At 47.8% G+C, this 19,192-nt stretch carries 27 protein-coding genes; all 27 read left to right on the top strand.

What is annotated here, in order from left to right; all coding sequences use genetic code 11:
• The first annotated feature begins 57 nt into the window (after positions 1-57).
• Complete coding sequence (locus MDMS009_RS13105; RefSeq protein WP_008290150.1) at positions 58-507, top strand: phage virion morphogenesis protein; 450 nt, start codon at positions 58-60, stop codon at positions 505-507.
• 230 nt (positions 508-737) lie between these two features.
• Entirely contained in the window at positions 738-1,190 is a 453-nt protein-coding gene (locus tag MDMS009_RS13100; protein WP_154646946.1) for a hypothetical protein, read from the top strand.
• A complete protein-coding gene (locus tag MDMS009_RS13095) occupies positions 1,190-1,768 on the top strand; it encodes a hypothetical protein (RefSeq protein WP_008290118.1) in 579 nt (192 codons plus the stop codon). The genes MDMS009_RS13100 and MDMS009_RS13095 overlap by 1 nt, the downstream gene beginning before the upstream one ends.
• Before the next feature lie 173 nt (positions 1,769-1,941).
• Entirely contained in the window at positions 1,942-3,036 is a 1,095-nt protein-coding gene (locus tag MDMS009_RS13090) for a phage protease (protein WP_008290138.1), read from the top strand.
• A complete protein-coding gene (locus MDMS009_RS13085; protein WP_008290156.1) occupies positions 3,036-3,437 on the top strand; it encodes a hypothetical protein in 402 nt (133 codons plus the stop codon). Before MDMS009_RS13090 ends, MDMS009_RS13085 begins: the two co-directional genes overlap by 1 nt.
• Positions 3,438-3,474: 37 nt before the next feature.
• Positions 3,475-4,545, top strand: coding sequence for a Mu-like prophage major head subunit gpT family protein (locus tag MDMS009_RS13080; protein ID WP_008290173.1), 1,071 nt, complete (start codon positions 3,475-3,477; stop codon positions 4,543-4,545).
• A 66-nt stretch (positions 4,546-4,611) separates the two neighbouring features.
• The gene (locus tag MDMS009_RS13075) at positions 4,612-5,034 is read left to right on the top strand and encodes a hypothetical protein (protein ID WP_008290141.1); all 423 of its coding nucleotides are present in this window, start codon (positions 4,612-4,614) and stop codon (positions 5,032-5,034) included.
• Positions 5,035-5,049: 15 nt separating this feature from the next.
• Positions 5,050-5,469 carry a gp436 family protein gene (locus MDMS009_RS13070; protein ID WP_008290132.1) on the top strand — a complete coding sequence of 140 codons (420 nt, stop codon included), beginning with the start codon at positions 5,050-5,052 and terminating at the stop codon, positions 5,467-5,469.
• On the top strand, positions 5,466-6,029 hold the full coding sequence (locus MDMS009_RS13065; RefSeq protein WP_008290165.1) for a phage protein Gp37: 564 nt from the start codon (positions 5,466-5,468) through the stop codon (positions 6,027-6,029). Before MDMS009_RS13070 ends, MDMS009_RS13065 begins: the two co-directional genes overlap by 4 nt.
• 3 nt (positions 6,030-6,032) lie before the next feature.
• On the top strand, positions 6,033-6,281 hold the full coding sequence (locus MDMS009_RS13060; protein ID WP_008290139.1) for a DUF2635 domain-containing protein: 249 nt from the start codon (positions 6,033-6,035) through the stop codon (positions 6,279-6,281).
• 2 nt (positions 6,282-6,283) lie between these two features.
• On the top strand, positions 6,284-7,750 hold the full coding sequence (locus tag MDMS009_RS13055; RefSeq protein WP_008290164.1) for a phage tail sheath subtilisin-like domain-containing protein: 1,467 nt from the start codon (positions 6,284-6,286) through the stop codon (positions 7,748-7,750).
• A gap of 15 nt (positions 7,751-7,765) precedes the next feature.
• Positions 7,766-8,116 carry a phage tail tube protein gene (locus tag MDMS009_RS13050; protein WP_008290154.1) on the top strand — a complete coding sequence of 117 codons (351 nt, stop codon included), beginning with the start codon at positions 7,766-7,768 and terminating at the stop codon, positions 8,114-8,116.
• Positions 8,117-8,120: 4 nt separating this feature from the next.
• Positions 8,121-8,501 carry a phage tail assembly protein gene (locus MDMS009_RS13045; protein WP_043887794.1) on the top strand — a complete coding sequence of 127 codons (381 nt, stop codon included), beginning with the start codon at positions 8,121-8,123 and terminating at the stop codon, positions 8,499-8,501.
• A gap of 81 nt (positions 8,502-8,582) precedes the next feature.
• Positions 8,583-10,355, top strand: coding sequence for a phage tail tape measure protein (locus tag MDMS009_RS13040; RefSeq protein WP_008290161.1), 1,773 nt, complete (start codon positions 8,583-8,585; stop codon positions 10,353-10,355).
• On the top strand, positions 10,355-11,482 hold the full coding sequence (locus tag MDMS009_RS13035; protein WP_008290153.1) for a DNA circularization protein: 1,128 nt from the start codon (positions 10,355-10,357) through the stop codon (positions 11,480-11,482). Before MDMS009_RS13040 ends, MDMS009_RS13035 begins: the two co-directional genes overlap by 1 nt.
• Positions 11,475-12,497 carry a phage baseplate assembly protein gene (locus MDMS009_RS13030; RefSeq protein WP_008290121.1) on the top strand — a complete coding sequence of 341 codons (1,023 nt, stop codon included), beginning with the start codon at positions 11,475-11,477 and terminating at the stop codon, positions 12,495-12,497. The genes MDMS009_RS13035 and MDMS009_RS13030 overlap by 8 nt, the downstream gene beginning before the upstream one ends.
• Entirely contained in the window at positions 12,497-13,048 is a 552-nt protein-coding gene (locus tag MDMS009_RS13025) for a phage baseplate assembly protein V (protein ID WP_008290167.1), read from the top strand. Before MDMS009_RS13030 ends, MDMS009_RS13025 begins: the two co-directional genes overlap by 1 nt.
• Positions 13,045-13,506: a phage GP46 family protein gene (locus tag MDMS009_RS13020; protein ID WP_008290120.1), complete on the top strand. Its 462-nt coding sequence runs from the start codon at positions 13,045-13,047 to the stop codon at positions 13,504-13,506. The genes MDMS009_RS13025 and MDMS009_RS13020 overlap by 4 nt, the downstream gene beginning before the upstream one ends.
• The gene (locus MDMS009_RS13015; protein WP_008290140.1) at positions 13,496-14,560 is read left to right on the top strand and encodes a baseplate J/gp47 family protein; all 1,065 of its coding nucleotides are present in this window, start codon (positions 13,496-13,498) and stop codon (positions 14,558-14,560) included. The genes MDMS009_RS13020 and MDMS009_RS13015 overlap by 11 nt, the downstream gene beginning before the upstream one ends.
• Positions 14,551-15,138, top strand: coding sequence for a YmfQ family protein (locus tag MDMS009_RS13010; RefSeq protein WP_008290129.1), 588 nt, complete (start codon positions 14,551-14,553; stop codon positions 15,136-15,138). The genes MDMS009_RS13015 and MDMS009_RS13010 overlap by 10 nt, the downstream gene beginning before the upstream one ends.
• A gap of 2 nt (positions 15,139-15,140) precedes the next feature.
• Positions 15,141-16,088 carry a hypothetical protein gene (locus tag MDMS009_RS15910; protein ID WP_008290149.1) on the top strand — a complete coding sequence of 316 codons (948 nt, stop codon included), beginning with the start codon at positions 15,141-15,143 and terminating at the stop codon, positions 16,086-16,088.
• Positions 16,088-16,609, top strand: a complete 522-nt coding sequence (locus MDMS009_RS13000; protein ID WP_008290664.1) for a hypothetical protein — start codon at positions 16,088-16,090, stop codon at positions 16,607-16,609. Before MDMS009_RS15910 ends, MDMS009_RS13000 begins: the two co-directional genes overlap by 1 nt.
• Positions 16,609-16,971 carry a hypothetical protein gene (locus MDMS009_RS12995; protein WP_008290144.1) on the top strand — a complete coding sequence of 121 codons (363 nt, stop codon included), beginning with the start codon at positions 16,609-16,611 and terminating at the stop codon, positions 16,969-16,971. Before MDMS009_RS13000 ends, MDMS009_RS12995 begins: the two co-directional genes overlap by 1 nt.
• 138 nt (positions 16,972-17,109) lie before the next feature.
• Positions 17,110-17,304 carry a Com family DNA-binding transcriptional regulator gene (locus MDMS009_RS16780; protein ID WP_081443579.1) on the top strand — a complete coding sequence of 65 codons (195 nt, stop codon included), beginning with the start codon at positions 17,110-17,112 and terminating at the stop codon, positions 17,302-17,304.
• Positions 17,270-18,031, top strand: a complete 762-nt coding sequence (locus MDMS009_RS12990) for a DNA adenine methylase (protein WP_008290345.1) — start codon at positions 17,270-17,272, stop codon at positions 18,029-18,031. Before MDMS009_RS16780 ends, MDMS009_RS12990 begins: the two co-directional genes overlap by 35 nt.
• 31 nt (positions 18,032-18,062) lie before the next feature.
• Positions 18,063-18,953, top strand: coding sequence for a hypothetical protein (locus MDMS009_RS12985; RefSeq protein ID WP_008290170.1), 891 nt, complete (start codon positions 18,063-18,065; stop codon positions 18,951-18,953).
• A gap of 35 nt (positions 18,954-18,988) precedes the next feature.
• Positions 18,989-19,192, top strand: a 204-nt coding sequence (locus MDMS009_RS12980; protein WP_008290359.1) for a hypothetical protein, incomplete at its 3' end; no start/stop codon positions are given.

Below are 19,192 nucleotides of genomic sequence, written 5' to 3'. Positions count from 1 at the left end.
TGATGCTATGGGCGTACGCGCCAGCATCGCAACCGATAAACATAGTATAGGTGAATAATGGCAGGCGCATCAATCAGTATCGACTATAGCTTCCCGGATAAAGCCATCGCCGCCCGGCTACGCGCCCTGGTCGATGCCGGTGAAGACTTGGAACCCGCCTTTATCGATATCGGTGAAGGTTTACTTAACAGCACCCATGATCGATGGGATCAGCAAGTCGATCCTGAAAGTAACCCATGGGAGCCACTCGATCCGAAATATCAGGCACGTAAAAAGAAAAACGCCGACAAGGTGCTGGTGCTAGAAGGATTCATGCGTGACACGCTAGCCTATAACACCAGCAGCCAGAGTATGGAAATGGGTACCAACCTTATCCAGGGCGCGACCCATCAGTTCGGTGATGAAGACCGAGGTATTCCCGCCAGGCCCTACTTGGGTGTGTCAGAAGACGATGAACAAATGATAATTGATACCCTTTACGAACACTTTCAAGATGCACTACGTTGAATCTCTGTGTGCCGTTCTAAGCTGTTTTAACTGTTGATGTGCGGTCAGTATTGGAATATAAAAGTATTAAACGATTGTGCGGGAATTTAAACGGGGTTAAGCGGTCTTTAATAGTGTTGCTATTGCTTGGATATGTAAAACTGTGACAATATGCCTTATTATGGATAACTACTAATAGGGAGTAACCCTGATGCTGATGGTTTGATTGGTGTCGGGTTTTTTTGTGCCTGATGGCAGACAAATATCAATCAAGAACAGACTTACTCGTTGAAAATGCATCGCTTCGGGGAAGTATCGCAACAATGCGAGCTGCTGAGTGGTCAAAAACTATAAGGTGGTTTATTGCTGGGTCAGCATTGGTTTTAGGGCTATATCTTTTATCGCCAGTTGCAATTTCATGGGCTGGTAAAACAACAAAAGCTGATATTGGCATTAACGCGAAAATCCACGCTGAAATTAACAAGGATGAAAAGTCAGCTGAAGAGAGTAGTTATCTAGTTGGCTTGCTCGGTGGTCTCTTTGGTGTGTTCGGGATTTTATATGGTAGAGGTCAGTCAAGACATAGAAAAAATGTGGTTGAACGCTATCAACCATATAAAGAGATGTATGAAAAAGAAGTGGACAGTAAGAGAACATCTAGTGACTTAACGCCAAGAGGCGAAACAAGACCGGAGGATGTGTGATGGATTCACAATTGAATGATTCAATATTACTGATCGCGTTATTTATTGGGATTTGGTACGCCTGGTTTGTTGAGTATAGAAGCTATTTGAACGACTCTACTCGTCAGCGCCTTTTTGATATACGTGATCAATTATTCAATGCCGCTGAAGCGGGAGAAATTGATTTTGATAATGAATTGTATTGCATTACACGCACGACTTTGAATGGGGTGATTAGATACACCCATCAGTTAAGTGCGATGCATTTTATCCTGACGTTATTTTTGGGCCGGAATGATATTAAAAATAGTCCTCAGTTAAAACGTTATCAAGAGCGTTGGGAGGATGCTTTCTTAAAAACAGAGTCAGAGCATCAAAAGAAACTGATATTAAAAGCCCAAAAAGAAATGCACCTTACTGTCTTTTATCACATTGTCAGAGGTTCACTCTTTTTAAGGGCGGTACTATATATGACGGCATTGCTCCTAATTCTAAAAAATCGCAAGATTGATAATGCTGTCACGTCAAAAAGTGTACGTAGTAAATGGACAATGCTGGATGCTGAAGCTAATTGCATAGGTCAAGCGGTTGCATCTTAACTTCTGATTGTTGCCGTTTTTATGCGTAGACGGTATCTTCAATAACAACAAATATTTAATGCCCTGAACTGTTTCAGGGCATTTTTTTTGCCCCGCATTCGTAGAGTGGCACCTGTTCTTGAAATAAACGACGAACAGGAGACTCGCCATGACATCATTCCCTCAAGGTCGCTATGCATAACGTAGCGCTTGCAATCTGCTCACTACTGGTCGGCACTGATGGTGCCGTCCAGTTATTTCCTGCTGGCAAGTTCGATGCCCCTCGCGGTGCGATGGCAGGGAGTGGCCCTTGGTATCTTGATGATGTTTCTGCAGCTGCACTTATTAATCGCGTTCAATCACGCAAGAACGACATCGTTTTCGATTACGAACACCAAACTTTGTTGGCTGCTAAAAATGGTCAGCCTGCACCCGCTGCCGGTTGGGGTAAGCCTGCCGCGTTGAGTTGGGTGCCTGATAAAGGTCTCATGTTGTCTAGTCCTGAATGGACACCAAAAGCCAACGGCTTCATCACCAACAAAGAATATAAATATATTTCACCCGTTTTCACCTATGACCCCAAAACAGGTCATGTCTTGGATTTACTTCATGTCGCGTTAACCAATAACCCAGCCATTGATGGAATGGATGATGTATTGGCAGCGGCTTCCCTTCTCCCGCAACCAAAACAAGAGGACGCTTCTATGAACGAGGAGACTTTAAAGCTGTTACGCCAATTATTTGGCCTTGCAGCTGATGCCGATGAATCAGCGGTGACTGCAGCTCTGACTGCTATGAATAAGCAGGTTACCAACATGGCAACCACATTGGAGCTGAAAGACACTTCAGGGCTTGCTGCGCTGACAGCGGTTAGCAATGCTCTCGGTGAGCTAAAGAAAAAAGCCGATAGCGCTGATGAAGCTGTTGCTGCTGCCACTGCGGCTACCCCCGACACCGCTATGGCTGTTATTAAAGAGCAAGGCGAAGAAATTGCTGCTCTGACAGCGCGCCTGGATGGCAATGACAAGGACGCCATGATTGCCGCAGCCAAAGCAGATGGCAAGCTCACTCCCGCCATGGAGCTGTGGGCTAAAGACCAGCCGGTTGATGTGCTGAAGTCCTACCTTAAATCAGCCGCCCCCATTGCCGCCCTGACAGGTAAACAAACCACCACACAGCAAGTCGATGACGACGGCAACCCCGTTCTGTCTGATGCGCAGTTGGCGGTTTGTACGCAATTGGGTGTCGAGCCAGCCGAATACGCCAAATCACTCAAAGGAGATAAGTAATGGCCGCATTAACCAAAGACCGTAATACCCCGCAACGGTTAGGTGAAGTTCACAACCATCCAGTGGCGGCATCAAGTGTCATCTTTGCTGGCTCTATTGTTGTGCTTGATTCATCTGGCAATGCTGAGGCTGGTTCAACGGCAACCGGTTTGAAAGCCGTAGGCCGTGCAGACCAGCACGTTGATAACGGTGCTGGCTCTGCCGGTGATAAAGCCATTGATGTACGCAAAGGCACGTTCTTGTTTGCAAACGATGGCTCGATTGACCGCACCGATATCGAAGCCACCGCTTACATCGTCGATGACCAGACAGTGGCTAACACTGACGACACCGGCTCCCGTAGTGCTGCAGGCAAGATTGTCGACGTTGATGTTGACGGCGTCTGGGTCAAATTCGACTAAGACTTCACTGGTTTAGCTAATTAATAAGGATGACACCATGAAAAAACTGATTCTCTTGCCGATGGCCATCGTCGGCGCTCTCGTAATGATGACCTCCGCGATGGCGGCTGACTGGTCATTGCCAGCCAGCCTAATGACCGGCCCTGCCTCATTGAATACGGCCATGATGGGTGATGCAATGCCAATGCTGGCGTTTGGCGGCATCATCATTAACAAACAGGCTATTCAAGATATTTTTATTGGCCTGAAAACCGTCTTCCATAACGCACTCAAAGCCCGAACCAGTAACTGGCAACTGACTGCGATGGAGGTCATGTCTAGCACCAAGACCGAAGACTACGCCTGGTTAGAACGTTTCCCGAAAATGCGTAAATGGGTGGGTGAAAAGCATGTCAAAGCCTTGAAAGCCGGTAAATACACTGCCACCAATGAAGATTGGGAAACGACCATCGCGGTTGATCGTAACGATATCGAAGATGACACCTTGGGTATCTACAACACCCAAGCCAATATGGCGGGTGACTCAGCGGGTGAACTGCACGACATCATCTTGGACGATCTGAAAAACAACGCCTTTATTAATGAAGGTCTTGATGGTCAGTACTTCTATGACACCGATCATGAAGTGAATGAAGATTCGGTATCGAACAAACTGACAGTGGCATTGAGCGCGGCAACATCAGCGGCTGCAGCGGCGTCTTACGGTGCGGCACGTACTGCAATGATGAAGTTCACCGATGACGAAGGCATGCCATTGCGTCTGGTACCCGACTTGCTCGAAGTGCCACCGGCTTTGGAAGCTGTCGCACGTAAATTGGTCGAAGCCGACAAGCTCGACGATGACAGCCCGAACCCCTACAAAGGCACAGCCAAAATTGAAGTCAATCCGGGGTTAACGTCTGATACTGTCTGGTTCCTCCACCACACCCGCAACGCTGTGAAGCCTTTCATTATCCAGATGCGTAAGAAGCCTGTCTTCGTCAGCCAGACGGATATGGAAAACGATGATGTATTCAATAAGCGTGAATACAAGTTTGGTGCCGAAGCGCGAGCGACTGGCGTGTATGGCTTCTGGCAACTGTCTGTCGGTTCCACCGGCGGCGCGTAGTTAATCAGCCTTTAAGACAACTTTATCAGGGCGGTTTTCCGCCCTGATAACCAAGATAAGGAACGCATGATGGAAAACTTACTACAACTGCTACGTGAGAAGGCATTCGACAAAAAGCCTACCGTCGAAGAACTGAAAAAGTTTGATGGTCTGGACAGCATTACAGCCAAAGAGCGTGATGAAGCCTGGAAAGTCATTCAGGACGAAAAGCAGGCTCAGTCTAAAACGAATTCAGAAGCTGATGATAATGGGGGTGGCGGTGACTCAGACAAAAACAGCACAACCACAACAACCACTACAACCGACAGTGACCCTGATTCTAAACCAAGCACCAAACAGAACGCTTTACCACACTACCGTGTGACCGTGATGCGGGATGGGTTTCGTCGTTTAGGTCGTGCCTGGTCAGGCAGTGATGATGTCGAGCTGAGCGAAGAAGAGGTCGCCATCCTGGAAGCCGATCCGATGTTCAGCGTTGTCGAGCTATAAGCGGATATCTCAACGATGCCTTACTGCACACAACAAGACCTGGTCACCCGATATGGAGAGGATGAACTGATCCAGCTTACGGATAAGCAAAACACGGGTCAGCTGGACACGGACGTCATTAATTTAGCCATTGCCGACTCAGACAGCATGATTGATGGTTATCTGGGTGGCCGTTACAGCCTGCCGATTGACCCGCTGCCAAGGTCATTGGTGCGTATTGCTTGCGAAATTACACGCTATTACTTGTACGAAAATCTAGCGCCCGATGAAGTAAAAGACCGGTACAACGAAGCAGTCAAGTCACTCAAAAGCATCGCCCGTGGCGAATTGAGCATTGGTATCAGTACAGAAGGTGCCAAACCTCTCAGCCAAAACACAGTGAAAATCAACACCGGTGGCAATGTCTTTAACCGTAAAGATAAGAGCTTTATATGAACAGCATTAGCACCGTTGAAGATCACATCATTGAAAAAGCACAGGCGTTATTTGGCAATACATTAAGCGCTGCTGAAGTGTTACCCAGCGCGTTGAACTTGGCAGTACTGAAACAGTTGGTTGCCTCAAACAGAACGCCGGGCGTTTACACCACGTTTCTCGGTGGTCAAGGCAACTCACGCGGTAGCCTCAATGGCCGTTTTGATGTGTATGTCATCACCCGTCACGTTGGTAACCACAGCGCCCGGCGTCGAGGTGACACAACCACCATTGGTGCTTATGACATTTTAGCGGCACTGATTCCTAAGCTGCATGAATCGACGATTGCAGGGGTCGGTTCACTGGCGCTGAAGAATGTCAGGAATCTGTTTTCAATGCAGCTGGAGCAAAGCTTCAAAGCCACGATGTATGCCGTCACTTTTGAGTTGCCAAATATGCCATTTCCTAATGACTTTGACCCATCAACGTTGGCTGATTTTGTCACCTTTCATGCTGAACATTCATTGGTCGACGGCGACGACGAACCCGACGCTATTGACCACATAACATTGGAGCAATAAACCATGCCAGACCGAATTTTTATCAAACCCGCCAAGCAGGCTGTCAATGTGCGAAAGCTACGCGGCGGTCTGTTAAATCAGCACGGTGAATACGTGCCACGTGAAGTGTATTACCTGAAGCGGATAAAAGACGGTGATGCGATTGAGCTAACCAGTGACGCCGACATTAAAAAAGCGTTGGCCAAGGCTAAAACGGATGCCAAAAAAGCCGTTGCTGCCAAACCCACAGATTCAACTGATAAGGATGCATAAGCATGGCTATTTCTTTTGATACGATTCCTGAAAAATTACGTCTACCGTTTACAGCCATTGAGTTCAGTAATCGGTTGGCAGGTAATGCCAATATTGATTTTAAAATGCTGGTTATCGGTCAGCGACTGTCAACCGGCACGATTCCAGCGGGGCAAGCAGTTCGTGCCAATAGCCCTGAAGAATTGGAAGCGTATTTTGGTCGAGGCTCTATGTTGGCTGAAATGGGCAAGGCACAAATCAATGCCGATCAGTTTACTGAAAAGTGGTTCTTGGCTTTAGATGATGCATCAGGCGGTGAACAAGCAACCGGGTCAATCACCGTTACTGGCCCGGCCACGCGAGGAGGCACAGTCTTTCTTTACATCGCAGGCTATCGCTTACTCATTGGTGTTGACGCTGCTGACACGGATGAAGATATTGCCAGCGCTATCGTTGCAGCCATTACGGCAGAGACGACCTTACCGGTAACAGCCGAAGTTAATGGTGCAGAGTCGACTGAGGTCGATATCACTTGTAAGTGGAAAGGTGAAACCGGCAACGATATTGATATGCGACTCAATTTCTACGATGAAGCCTTGCCTGATGGTGTCGGCCTCACCTTTGTGGCCATGTCTGGCGGTACCGGTAATCCTGATCTTACTGATGTGTTCACTGCTATTGGTGATGAATGGTACAACTGGCTTGCAGTGCCTTATACCGATACAGCCAACTTAGTGGTGCTAGAAGCCGAAGCAGAAAGTCGCTGGGGGCCAATGCGTGCCATCGGCTTTCGGGCATTTACTGCGTTTAAAGGCACCCACTCAGAAACCGGGACTTTTGGCAGTGGACGAAATGGCCCACACGTCACCTGCATGGGTACCAATGACTCACCGACTCCGCCTTATCTATGGGCTGGCGTCAATTGTGTTGTCGCTGCCGCTTCCTTGCAAATTGACCCGGCACGTCAGCTAAGAACGCTGGCATTGCCTGGTATTAAGCCACCGAAAAAAGAACTGCGTTGGGATGGTACCGAGCGTAATCAGCTGCTGTTCGATGGTATTGCTACTTACAGTGTTGATCGTGGTGGATTGGTACGAATTGAACGTCAAATCAGTATGTATCAAACCAATGCGTCCGGCTTTGCTGATGACAGTTATCTCAACATCAACACGGCAGAAACATTAGAACGCATCCGCTTTGAGCAACGGGCAATGGTGTCTCAAAAATTCCCGCGTCACAAGCTGGCGGATGATGATTTTGATATTCCAGCCGGTCAGGCGGTGGTGACGCCTAATGCCATGGAAGATGAGTTTTTAGCCTTGTATACCGTCTTTATGGATCGCGGCTGGTGCCAGGATTATGAAGGTTATAAAGCCACAATCATCGCTGAAATTCATGATGACGATCCAGACCGTCTGGATATGTATGACTCACCAAAACTCATCAATAACCTACGTGTCACGGCTGTGCACACTGAATATCGTCGTTAAATTTAGGAGTAAGCAATGAGCGAACAAGTCACAGGAAAAGTAAAAGTCAGAATTGACGGCGGTGTTATTGAGTCAGAAAACGAAGCCACGTTAGATCCGGGTGGTGTTTCAAGAGAACCGTCGAGCCATGGTGGCAAAACCTATTTCACCGAATCAGATTCACCACCGAACCTGAAGTTTAAAATCCTGCTCACGTCAACGGTTGACGTGACAGAGGTGAATAAGTGGAAAAACAAAACCGTCACGTTTATCACTGATACCGGCCAACGTTATTTAATGCGTAACGCCTTCACTGTGAATGTGATTGAGCATGGCATGACCAGTGCGGATGTCGAGATGTCAGGCGATATGGCGGAGAAGGTATAAACGCATGGCCACGATAACAATTTCACTCGAACACGGCGTCAAAATGGGCGATAAAACCCACACTACAGTCTTGCTGCGAGAGTTAACCCCTGGAGACATCATTGATGCGGGGCTAGCGTCTGAACGTGTCACGGCATCAGATGATGGCTATGTGTTTGCTGTCAGTCCGACATTGATGGGGCTTCATACCTTGGCGAAGCAGATTGAATCTATTGGTGATTATGACGGCATTGTTGATATTGATGACCTGCGTAAATTTCACCGTGAAGATTTTGAGCTGCTTCAGTTTCATGCAGAACGATTAGACCAGGCAGTGCTGGAGTCTGTCATGCAGCGGGGGAAGCATGATGCGTCTGGCGGAGAACCTGAACTGGCAGACGATTAAGTTCAGCCAGTACAGCCAGACGCCTCTTAACTACACATTAAATAGACCTTTAAGACTCTTTTATACGCAGCTAATGAAACGATGAGCCAAAACGACTTAACAACCAGCATCAACATCAACGCCGGAGGTAACTTCGGCCGCCAGATGCGTGTTAATGAAGACCGTTGGAAACGCTTTAGCAAAACAGGCCAACGTCAAATGGGCGTGTTGCGTAGAAGTGTCAGCAGCTTTGGTAACGGGCTTGATAAGTTAGGCAATCGTTACACCGCACTATTGACCGGTGCCGCTGGTGCCGGAACAGCCAAGTTTTTAGTCTCGCTTGAGCGTCGCTTCACTCGGCTAGGCATTCAAGCCAATATCGGTGCTGAAGCAATCGATGAACTGAAAAAGAAAATCTATGAAACGGCACAATCACCCGACATCAGAGTTGACCCAAGTCAAATCACCAGCGCGATTGAATCTATTGTCGAGAAAACCGGTGACCTGGACTTTGCTGAAGCCAATATCCGCAACATTGGTTTAGCCATCCAGGCAACCGGTGCAGAAGGCACATCGATTGGTGAAGTGCTAGGTGAGTTCCAGAAAATGGGCATCGTCTTGGAAAAAGACGTGCTTACGGCACTCGACACACTCAATGTGCAAGGTAAAGAAGGCGCGTTCACCTTGCAAAATATTGCGGCATTAGGCCCTCGTGTTGTCACCGCTTACACCTCGATGGGGCGGCAAGGTATTCCTGCTATTCGTGAGATGGGTGCGGCATTGCAGGTTATCCGTCAGGGTACCGGCTCATCAGAGATGGCAGCGACGGCTTTTGAAGCCTTAATGCGGACACTGAGTGATGCTAAGAAAATAGACATGCTCAAAAGCGGCGGCATCAAAATATTTGATGCTGAAGCTTTAAGTCGTGGCGAAGAAGTGTTGCGACCAATCAATGAAATCATGGTCGACATTATCAAAAAAACACAAGGCAAAAAAACACTGTTAAGCACCGTGTTTGATGCAGAAGCCATGCGTGCATTCAATTCTTCCACTGCCGAGTTCCAGCGCACTGGTGGGCTGGAAAGCTTAGATAAATTCATGAATGTCCACGCTGATGGCACCACCACATTAGAAGACTCGACCAGAGCAGCAAATGATGCCGCAGGCGCTATGCGAAACCTCTACACTGCCTGGCAACAATTTGCTGACTCAAACCTGACTACCTACATTCAATCATTGGCGGACACGATCAATGACATTGATAAAGAAACACTGGATATGCTCATCAAAGGTGCAGCAGGTCTGGTTGCAGTCGGTGGCACAGCTATCCTAGCGAGGAAACTCTATAAAGGTGGCAAGGGTATCTCCGACTTTGTTAAAGGCAGCAAAGCTAAATCCGCCATGGGTGGTGCACTAGGCGGGATGGATGGGGTAACGCCTGTTTATGTTGTCAATATGCGCGGCGGCATGGATCCAACGGGTATGGATCCAAAAAAGAAACCAAAAGTAAAAAAACCTAATCGTAGGCAAATGCTTAGAGCAGCGCCAAATATGAAAACAATAGCAGCGATGGGTGCCGGAGCGATGGGTACTGCTGGTTTAGCAGTTGGCGCTGCTGGTTTGGCAGGTTACGGAGCCGGTAAGGTTATTTATGATAATGCATTAGAAGGCACTGAGTTTGCTGACGCATTAGGCCGTTCGATTGCTAAAGCCTTGGCTTTGTTTGGTAATGATAATGCTCAGGCCGCATTAAGTGCGGAAAAACGCAGCCAACTGCAAATTGAAGTCACCGATAAGCGTGTCCAGGTCAAAAATATCCAAAGCGATGACATGGATATTAATGTCGATACTGGCCCTACAGTGGGGAATCTGTAATGGCCGAACAAGTATTGACATGGCGCGAGCAACTTCAACAATCCTCATTCCGTGGCGTTGAGTTTTATGTTGATGACCATACGCTCGAATTTGGTCGCCGTGTCCAGTTGCATGATTATCCCTTTAAAGATGATGCCTATGCCGAAGACTTAGGCGGCAAAGATGCTGTGTACTCCTTTCCTGCTTTTGTAGTGGGTGAAGATTACAGGCAGCAGCGTGACAAACTGATTGAGGCTTTAAACAAAAAAGGCTCTGGCACCTTAGTTCATCGTTACCTCGGACGTGTCCGTGTGCAGGCTGGCCCCAGCAGTTTGCGTGAAACCAATAAAGAAGGTGGTATTGCCCGATTTACTCTGACTTTTTACAAAGCTGAGTCACGCGCCAAGCCAACATCAAAAGTTGACACGCAACAACGCGTCAATGCAGCGGCCAAAAACGCACAAGCTGTAGTGAAGCAACAATTTACATCGGCATACAGCGTTACCGGCTTTCCAGGTTGGGTGAAAGAACAGGCGAAAACCGTCTTATCCGATATCGAGTCACGCTTTTCCGGATTAGGTGTTATCGATGCCACCATTGCCGATTTTGTTGGTTTGCCCGATGCCTTAGCGGGGCAGGTGATTGGCAGTGTCGGCAGTCTTTCTGCCATGACTCAGTTTCGTAAACTGTTCAGCTTTGGTAGCGAATCAGCCGCCGTGCCAACCACCACGCCAAGTCGTGTTCAGCAAGCCTCAAATCAGCAGGCAATCATTAACCTGGTACAACAATCATCACAAATTGAAGCGGCCAGAGTGGCTAGTACCCGTGATTATGACTCGGCTCAAGATGCGATTGCCGCACGTGATGAACTGTCTGAGGTATTAGATGAGCAAATGCAAGCGGCAGACGATGAGACCTATATCGCACTGCAAGATTTACGGGCTTCCATGGTTCAAGACCTGACAGAACGTGCCGCCAACCTCAAGCAAGTTCGTCGCTATACACCACAAGCGACATTGCCCTCATTAGTGATTGCGCATCAGCTCTACCAAGACGCTGATCGTGCAACCGATATCGTCTCTCGCAATAACATCGGTCACCCCGGATTTGTACCCGGTGGTCAGACTTTGGAGGTGTTGGATGCATGATGTCGCCTTGAAAGTGAATGGTCTGGACTGGTATGGCTGGGAAGAGGTTCGGATCAATCGTTCAATTGTTCAAATTGCGAATGAGTTTAATCTCAAGCTGACTGATAAATGGTCTGAAAACAGCGCGCCACGCCCTATTAACGATGGCGATTCCTGCAAGGTGACGATTGATGATCACACGGTCATCACTGGCTATATTGATGAAGTTGATCATAGCTATGATGACAGCACTAATGGCATTCAAGTAGCAGGGCGTGATGCAACCGGTGACCTGGTTGATTGTAGCGCGCCATCGTTTCAGTGGGCTGGTCGTAACCAATTAGAGGGTGCGTCAGTACTCTGTGAGCCATACGGTATTCCGGTGTCCTCAACGGTTGATACCAGCAAACCGTTTGCCACAATGAAATCAGATGAAGGTGAAAGCACCTTTGAAGTGCTCGATACCGTCGCTAAAATCAGAGCAGTACTGCTAGTGTCTGATGGTTTGGGTGGCCTAAAAATCACACGTTCCGGAACCCGACGCCTGAAAGGCAGTTTAGAAACCGGTGTCAACATTAAAGCCGGTAGTCGTAAACGCTCATCACGCGAACGCTTTAGTCACTACACGGTTAAAGGCCAAACCAGCAGTGCCTGGATAGATACGGTATCGGTGTCAGCTACCGTGGCAGATAAAGCCGTTACTCGTCATCGACCTAAAATTATTCTAGCTGAAGATGCCTTAGATGCCGCTGGCTGCAAAGCCAGAGCCACATGGCATAGAAATATTTCTGCAGCGAAAGCTCAGACATTTAATTACACGATGCTGAGCTGGTATTTAGACGATGAATTGATCGAACCCAATTGCCTTATCGCAGTGAAAGACCACTACCTGAATGTCAATCGTGACCTATTGATCGTAGGCATCACCTATATAGTTGATGATAAAGGGCTGCGCGCTGAGCTGATCCTTGGTTTGCCTGAAGCGTTTGAACTACAAGCCCTGCCAGAGCCAAACGATGAAGGCGGTGTCTGGTAATGCGTCGCTTACAGAAATTACTGTCACCATTAAAACGTGGCCTGCAACAAATGCTACGTGTCGGTGCCTTGCTTAAAGTCAATGACGCACCACCGATTCAAATGGTGCAGATCGAAACCTTATCTGGTGAGGTGATTGAGGTGCCTCGCATTCAAGATTACGGCATAACATCCGTGCCACTACCCGGAGCAAAAGGTGTCGTCGCGGCTATTGGCGGTAAAACCAATGGCTATGTTTGCATCAAGATGGATGATAAGCGCTATCGTCAAGTCAGTCTCAAGCCGGGCGAAGTTGCACTCTACGATAGTCAAGGACAACTCGTTCACCTCAAGCAGGGTGGCCTGATGGAGTTGATTGCCAACACACAAATCACGGCCAAAGTGCCGGTTTTTCGTATCGAAGGCCAACTGAACGTCACCGGCGACATTATCGATCACGTCGATAGCGATGGTCTGACCATGGCGAGCATGCGTTCTACTTATAACGGCCACAATCATAATGGCGATAGTGGCGGCACCACCAGTAACCCTAATCAGAGTATGACACCATGATGGATTTTGTTATCAAAATGGTGAATAAAAATGGTCGTCCACGCTTTGTGCTGGAAACCGATCCATTAAAAATTACCTACGTCGCGATACTGGAAACAGCCGTCATCGTGGCGCTTTTCACTGACAGACAAGCCGACTCAGATGACGTCATCCCCGATGGCACCAATGATAAACGTGGCTGGTGGGGCGATGCCTTGGCGTCTGTTTCTGGTGACTTGATCGGCTCACGGCTTTGGTTGTTACAACGTGAAAAGCAAACCGAGCCTGTGCGAAAAGCCGCTGAAGACTATGCCGATGAAGCCTTGCAGCATCTCATTGATGATGAAGTGGTTGATTCCGTGCAAGTCACAGCCAGTTACCCACGCGCTGAATGGTTAGCCTTAGATATCGACATCGAAACAGCAGACGGCCAGCTTTTAAATTTCAATTATGCCTGGGAGGCTTTCAATGGCGTTTAAACGTCCTTCATTGGCAGAATTACATGCCCGTTTAACGGCGAATATTGATAGCAGAACCGATGGTCAGCCACGTCTGCGCCGTTCACCGTTTAATATCTTTGCCACGGTCATGGCGGGTGGCATGCATGAGATGTATGGCTATCAAGCCTATAAAGCGAAGCAGTTATTGCCTGATAGCGCCGATGAAGCGCACTTTGGTCGTCTCGCATCAATTGAAGGCACCGAGCGAAACCCATTCGAATACGCGATCGGCCAATGTGAAGTCACCGGCACCAATGGCGCTGTTATCGAAGCCGGTAAAACTCTAAAACGTGCTGATGCGGTTGAATACACAGTCGATGATGAAGTCACTATTGTCGGTGGTGAAGCCGTTATTTCAGTCACAGCCGTTTTGCCAGGCGCTGAAGCCAATGCCATCGCTGGCGTTGCCTTAACCTTTGTCGATACCCTTGCCGGTATTAATGGCCAAGCCATCGTTGACGCAGACGGTATTAACAATGGTACCGACATCGAGCAGCTTGAAAGTTGGCGTCAACGTCATATCGAAAACATCCAGCAACCGGCTCAAGGTGGCGCGGCACATGACTACATTAGATGGTCAAAACAAGTGCCAGGTGTTACCCGTGCATGGCAATATCCGGGTGAGATGGGTGAAGGCACTGTCACCGTTCGTTTCGTGAGAGATAACGATGACAGCATCATCCCTGATGCGACTGAAGTGGAAGCGGTGTATGACTATATTTTTGAACAGCACCCTGTTACAGCCGGGATCTATGTTGTTGCCCCCATCCCTGTCGCTTTAGATTTAACTATCGCGTTGACACCGAATACCACGGTTGTCAAAGCAGCCGTTGAATCCGAAATAGCCGACTTACTTTCGCGAGAAGCGATTCCAGAAGATGGTAATGGCAAAGGCACTATCAAAGTCAGCCATATCCGAGAAGCGATTAGTATCGCTGCTGGTGAGACCGATCATGTTTTAGTTAGCCCGACAGAAGACGTCACGCTAACGCTAGGCCAAATTCTCGTGCCAGGTGATATCACATGGCAATAAAAACCCAGCAATACCTCACTATGCTGATGGCCTTAATGCCTCGCGGCCTGCTTTGGGACGATCTGCAACACGATCCTGACTTTATCGGCTTGTTCGAATCAACCGCTGAAGAGCTTGCCATCCTTCACGCCCGTGAAGATGACCTGTTAGACGAAGCAGACCCGCGTACCACCTATGAAATGCTTAATGAGTGGGAAGCCGCTTACGCGCTGCCCGATCCGTGCGTAGATGACGTGCAAACCCTTCAGCAGCGACTGGCTAGCCTATACGCCAAAGTGACCAATAAAGGGGGGCAAAGCATCCCGTATTTTATAGCCATTGCAGAATCGATTGGCTATCAAGTCACTATCACCGAGTTTTCGCGCTGGACAGTCGCAGACCGAGTCAATAAACCGCTTTATGGGCAGTCTTGGCAGTTTGCATGGCAGGTCAATGCGCCTGAAGAAACGATTAGCTATTGGAGAGTGAATGGCCGCGTCGATGAGCCATTAGCATCATGGGGCAATAAGCGCCTCGAATGCACACTCCATAGATTAAAACCCGATCACACCACACTCATTTTTTCCTACGGAGGATAATAATGGAACCACGTAATTATGAAGCGGATGCTTCAGCATCACCTCCTGATGCCCCAGCAGTACCGTCAGTTGGTTATCCAACAAATGGTGATCCTACATCCGGTACACCAGCGACATGGCCCGGCGCGCATTGGTTCTACAAAATGGGCGAGTCACTACGCAACGTCATCACTAATGCAGGCCTCACACCTGATGATGGTGATTTAAACCTGCTGCAGAAAGCCATCGTCAAGCTGGTCTCAGCCACCAACCACGTTGTACGGCTGGAAGATGTCACCTTTGGTCCATCAGTAGCCGATGGCGATGCCGTGTACTGGGACACTGCCAACAGCCGCTATGACCGTGCCATTGCCGACGGTACCGACAAACAGAAGATGGTCGGCTTTGCGGATGTCACCAACAGCCTGGTCGAAGCGTTTGGTCGTTCGGCGCTGTTCTCCGGCCTGACGGTGGGTGACAAGTATTATCTGTCTGGCAGTACGGAGGGGGAAATTACTGCAACTGCGCCATCCGAAAAGGTGGTCGTCGGTCTGGCTAAATCAGCCACCGTGATGTTTGTTGATATTGACCCGATTGCCGGTACGCCTATTCAGGATCAGACGACATGGAATACGGGAACCGATACGACTGAGAGTATTATCAGCCCCGACAAGCTTGATGCCAAAATCAAAACGATGGCTATTGGCGAGGGGCAGGTCTGGCAAGACGTTTTTGTCAGTCGTTCAGAGGGTGTTACTTATACAAACACTACTGGTAGATCTATTCAACTGGCGATAGTTCTAAGCGCTGGCAGTGGGCCTCGTAATTTCCTTGTTGACGGTGAAGTTATCTGCACTATCGCAGGTGATTCTGATGAACAATACGTTAATTTGATTATTCCGAACGGTAGCACATATCAAGCCGGAGCTGGAGTTCTTTCGGGATTTGATGTTTGGTGGGAGCTTAGATAATGAAATATTTTAAAGACGAAAATAATAATGTCTTTGCATTTGAATCCGATGGCTCACAAGATCATTTAATTAAGTCTGGCATGACTGAAATTGATGAGTCAGAAATTCAATCTGTCATAGATTCAAAACTAATAATCGATGATCGGCTTGCTAATAAGCATTCTGAGATTGTTCAGAAATTCAAACTAGCCATGGCTCCAGTCACGAGTCTTTATACGGCTGAAGAAATTGCTAGCTTCCCAACGCAAGAGCCAGAAGCAATAGCTTGGCAGTCGGACAATGCCGCGCCGACGCCACTGATTGACTTCATTGTTGCAGAGAGAGCCAGCGTTGATAAAGCAACCCTAGTCGGACGAATCATTAGCAATGCGTCCAATTATAAAAGTGTGGCTGGCCCAGCTATTGGAAAAAAGCAGGACTATGAAGACTTGCTCTATGCACTTCAAACACAGCACGAAGATGAGCAGCAGCCGGATGTGATTCAAGCTGATATTGACGCGATTGTTGTGGATTACAGCTAATGCCTAAGCAATCAAAAATATCCTGGTCAGACCTGACACCGGAACAAAAAATCAGTTTTGGAAATGGCTGTGGCCCTGACTGGCTACCCGAACCAGTTGCTAAGCTGTTATTTGGCTGGTTCTTCGAGGCGAGTTGCCGTCATCACGATTTTAACTACCAACGTGGTGGTGGTGATAAGGATCGTCTCTCAGCTGACCGAGGCTTTTTTAAAGCCATGCTGCGAGATGTCAAGCGGCTGCATTGGTCATTACAATTGCCAGCAGCTATAGAAGCTGTTGGGTTCTATGGTCTGGTTCGCTTCTTTGGCCGTTTTCATTTTGAAGATGGCCAATACAAATCGCTAGACCAAATACTGAAGTAAAGGAAGAGACAGCGACTCGGCAGTGCGCCAACACTGCCGAGCCGTCAACCCACAGGCACATACCCTGTGAGCCAACCAAGGCCATCCCGCCGCGTCGACGCAGCCGGGCCAGCCTAGCACAAACAGATAGAGGCTCACATGAAAGAAGTTAGATGTGGTGGCTGCAGCCGGTTACTGGCTAAAGCTGAATACGTACAAATCGAAATCAAGTGTCCGCGATGTAAGACACTCAACAACCTGAAGGCCATTGAGCCTCTTAATCCAGCACCAGCGAGTGCCAGACCAATAGAGGAAAAACATGGCCAAACCAATTATCCCGTGGATGGGCGGTAAAACCCGACTCGCAAAAGACATCCTGCCCCTGTTTCCGGAACATCAATGCTACGTCGAAGTCTTTGCTGGTGGCGCAGCGCTCTTTTACAAAAAGGAACCATCCAAAGTCGAAGTGCTTAATGACATCAATGGTGAGCTGACCAACCTTTACCGGGTTGTTCAGCACCACCTTGAAGAATTCGTCCGGCAGTTCAAGTGGGCCTTATCCAGCAGACAACTGTTTGAATGGGAAAAAGCCAAAACACCCGAAACGCTCACCGATATCCAGCGTGCAGCCAGGTTCTACTATCTGCAAAAGCTTGCCTTCGGTGGCAAGGTCGACGGCCAGAGCTATGGCACCGCCACTACCAGTCCGCCACGGCTCAATCTACTCCGCATCGAGGAGGATCTGAGCGCCGCTCACCTTCGCCTGGCCAGAACCAACGTCGAGAACCTAGACTGGCAGCGCTGCATTCAGAAATATGATCGACCAGGCACACTGTTCTATCTGGATCCACCGTACTATGAAACCGCAGGTTACGGTCAAGACTTTGGTTTAGAACAATACGAAACCATGGCAGAACTGGCCCAAACTATCCAAGGCAAAATGCTCATCAGCATCAACGACCACGACACTATTAAAAAGGTCTTTAAAGGCCTCTCAAATAAGCCTTTAAATATCAATTACACGGTAGGTGGAAATCACAATAAAAAAGCATCCCGTGAGCTGCTAATATGGAATTGGTGATAATTAACAAATGGAGTCACATTCTTAAGCGATGATTACACTAAATACCGAGAAAGGCTTAATCCGTGTTGATTCATGGGGAGATATTCAAGACTTAGCTGGTTTTGAGGAAAACCTCGATCCATCAGACCATAAATTAAAGGAGATTCTAGGTAATTATACTTTTACTGAAAAAATTCGTTGTGGTTTATCAACTTGTCATTCGCCTCATAACAAAGGCTATATTGTCTCAACTGAAGATGGCTATACCACTAACATCGGCCAGTTATGTGGTGCCAGTTACTTCGGTGTTGAATTCAACACTCTATCGAAACGCTTCGACCGTTTTGTTACTGAATCTGAAAACCGTGCCACATTAAGAGAGTTTGATATTGATTCTGTTCAACAACAGGTTTCGGAACTAAAGGCTCAGGAAAAAGGTGCCAATTGGGCTAATTCTAAACTTAGCCCGTTTAAACAGAATAAATTTCCTACCATATCTAAAGCCTTGTCTAGCATGATCAAGACACGGAGTAATCAACTTATAATTACCGTGAAAGCTACTGTGCAAGAGGTTGAAGCTATTGAGGCTGCTCAAAATGTAACCCTTGAAAGGCCTCATTATGTTGAACGTCCTGTTGCTGAAATTGCTGGCTTAGAGGCTTTGTATGATGAGAACGACATCAGAGAGTTGGTGGTTATTCAGCTTGAAAGCAATCTCAATCAATTGAGAGATGCCGATATAAATCAGCTCAGTTATCAAGATTTAGAGAAATGGGCGAAGTGGGTTAGAGAGGTTGACTCTTTAGTCAGTAAAGCCACACAAATCATTCTCTTTGCCAGAGTGTTTCTCACTAGAGAGAACTTAAAACCACTTGATCGTTTAGGTGGCAGTTATGATGAATCTTCTGCATTTACTTCTTATATAAAGCAGCTTAAATAGATCATTAATTACCTATAGTTAGTTTGGAGTTTGTTATGTCTGGTTTTGTTTCTGTTGAGGTCGAAGGGAAGCTCTATGAGTCTGAGTACCATGAAGTTGGTGGTGTGGTTCGGGTTTATGGTGATCTAGGTGACCCTCATAAGCCAGAGGTCGAGTTCACCACTCTTGGAGGTATGAAGCCAGACCAAGTCGCTAGGATTTTGCTGAGACGTTTGGTTAAGCGAGGAGTAGTTTCGCCA

Source organism: Methylophaga thiooxydans DMS010 (assembly GCF_000156355.1).
Lineage (GTDB): Bacteria > Pseudomonadota > Gammaproteobacteria > Nitrosococcales > Methylophagaceae > Methylophaga > Methylophaga thiooxydans.
Note: the sequence above shows the minus strand (reverse complement) of the source record. Positions and strands in the feature narration are given on the sequence as shown.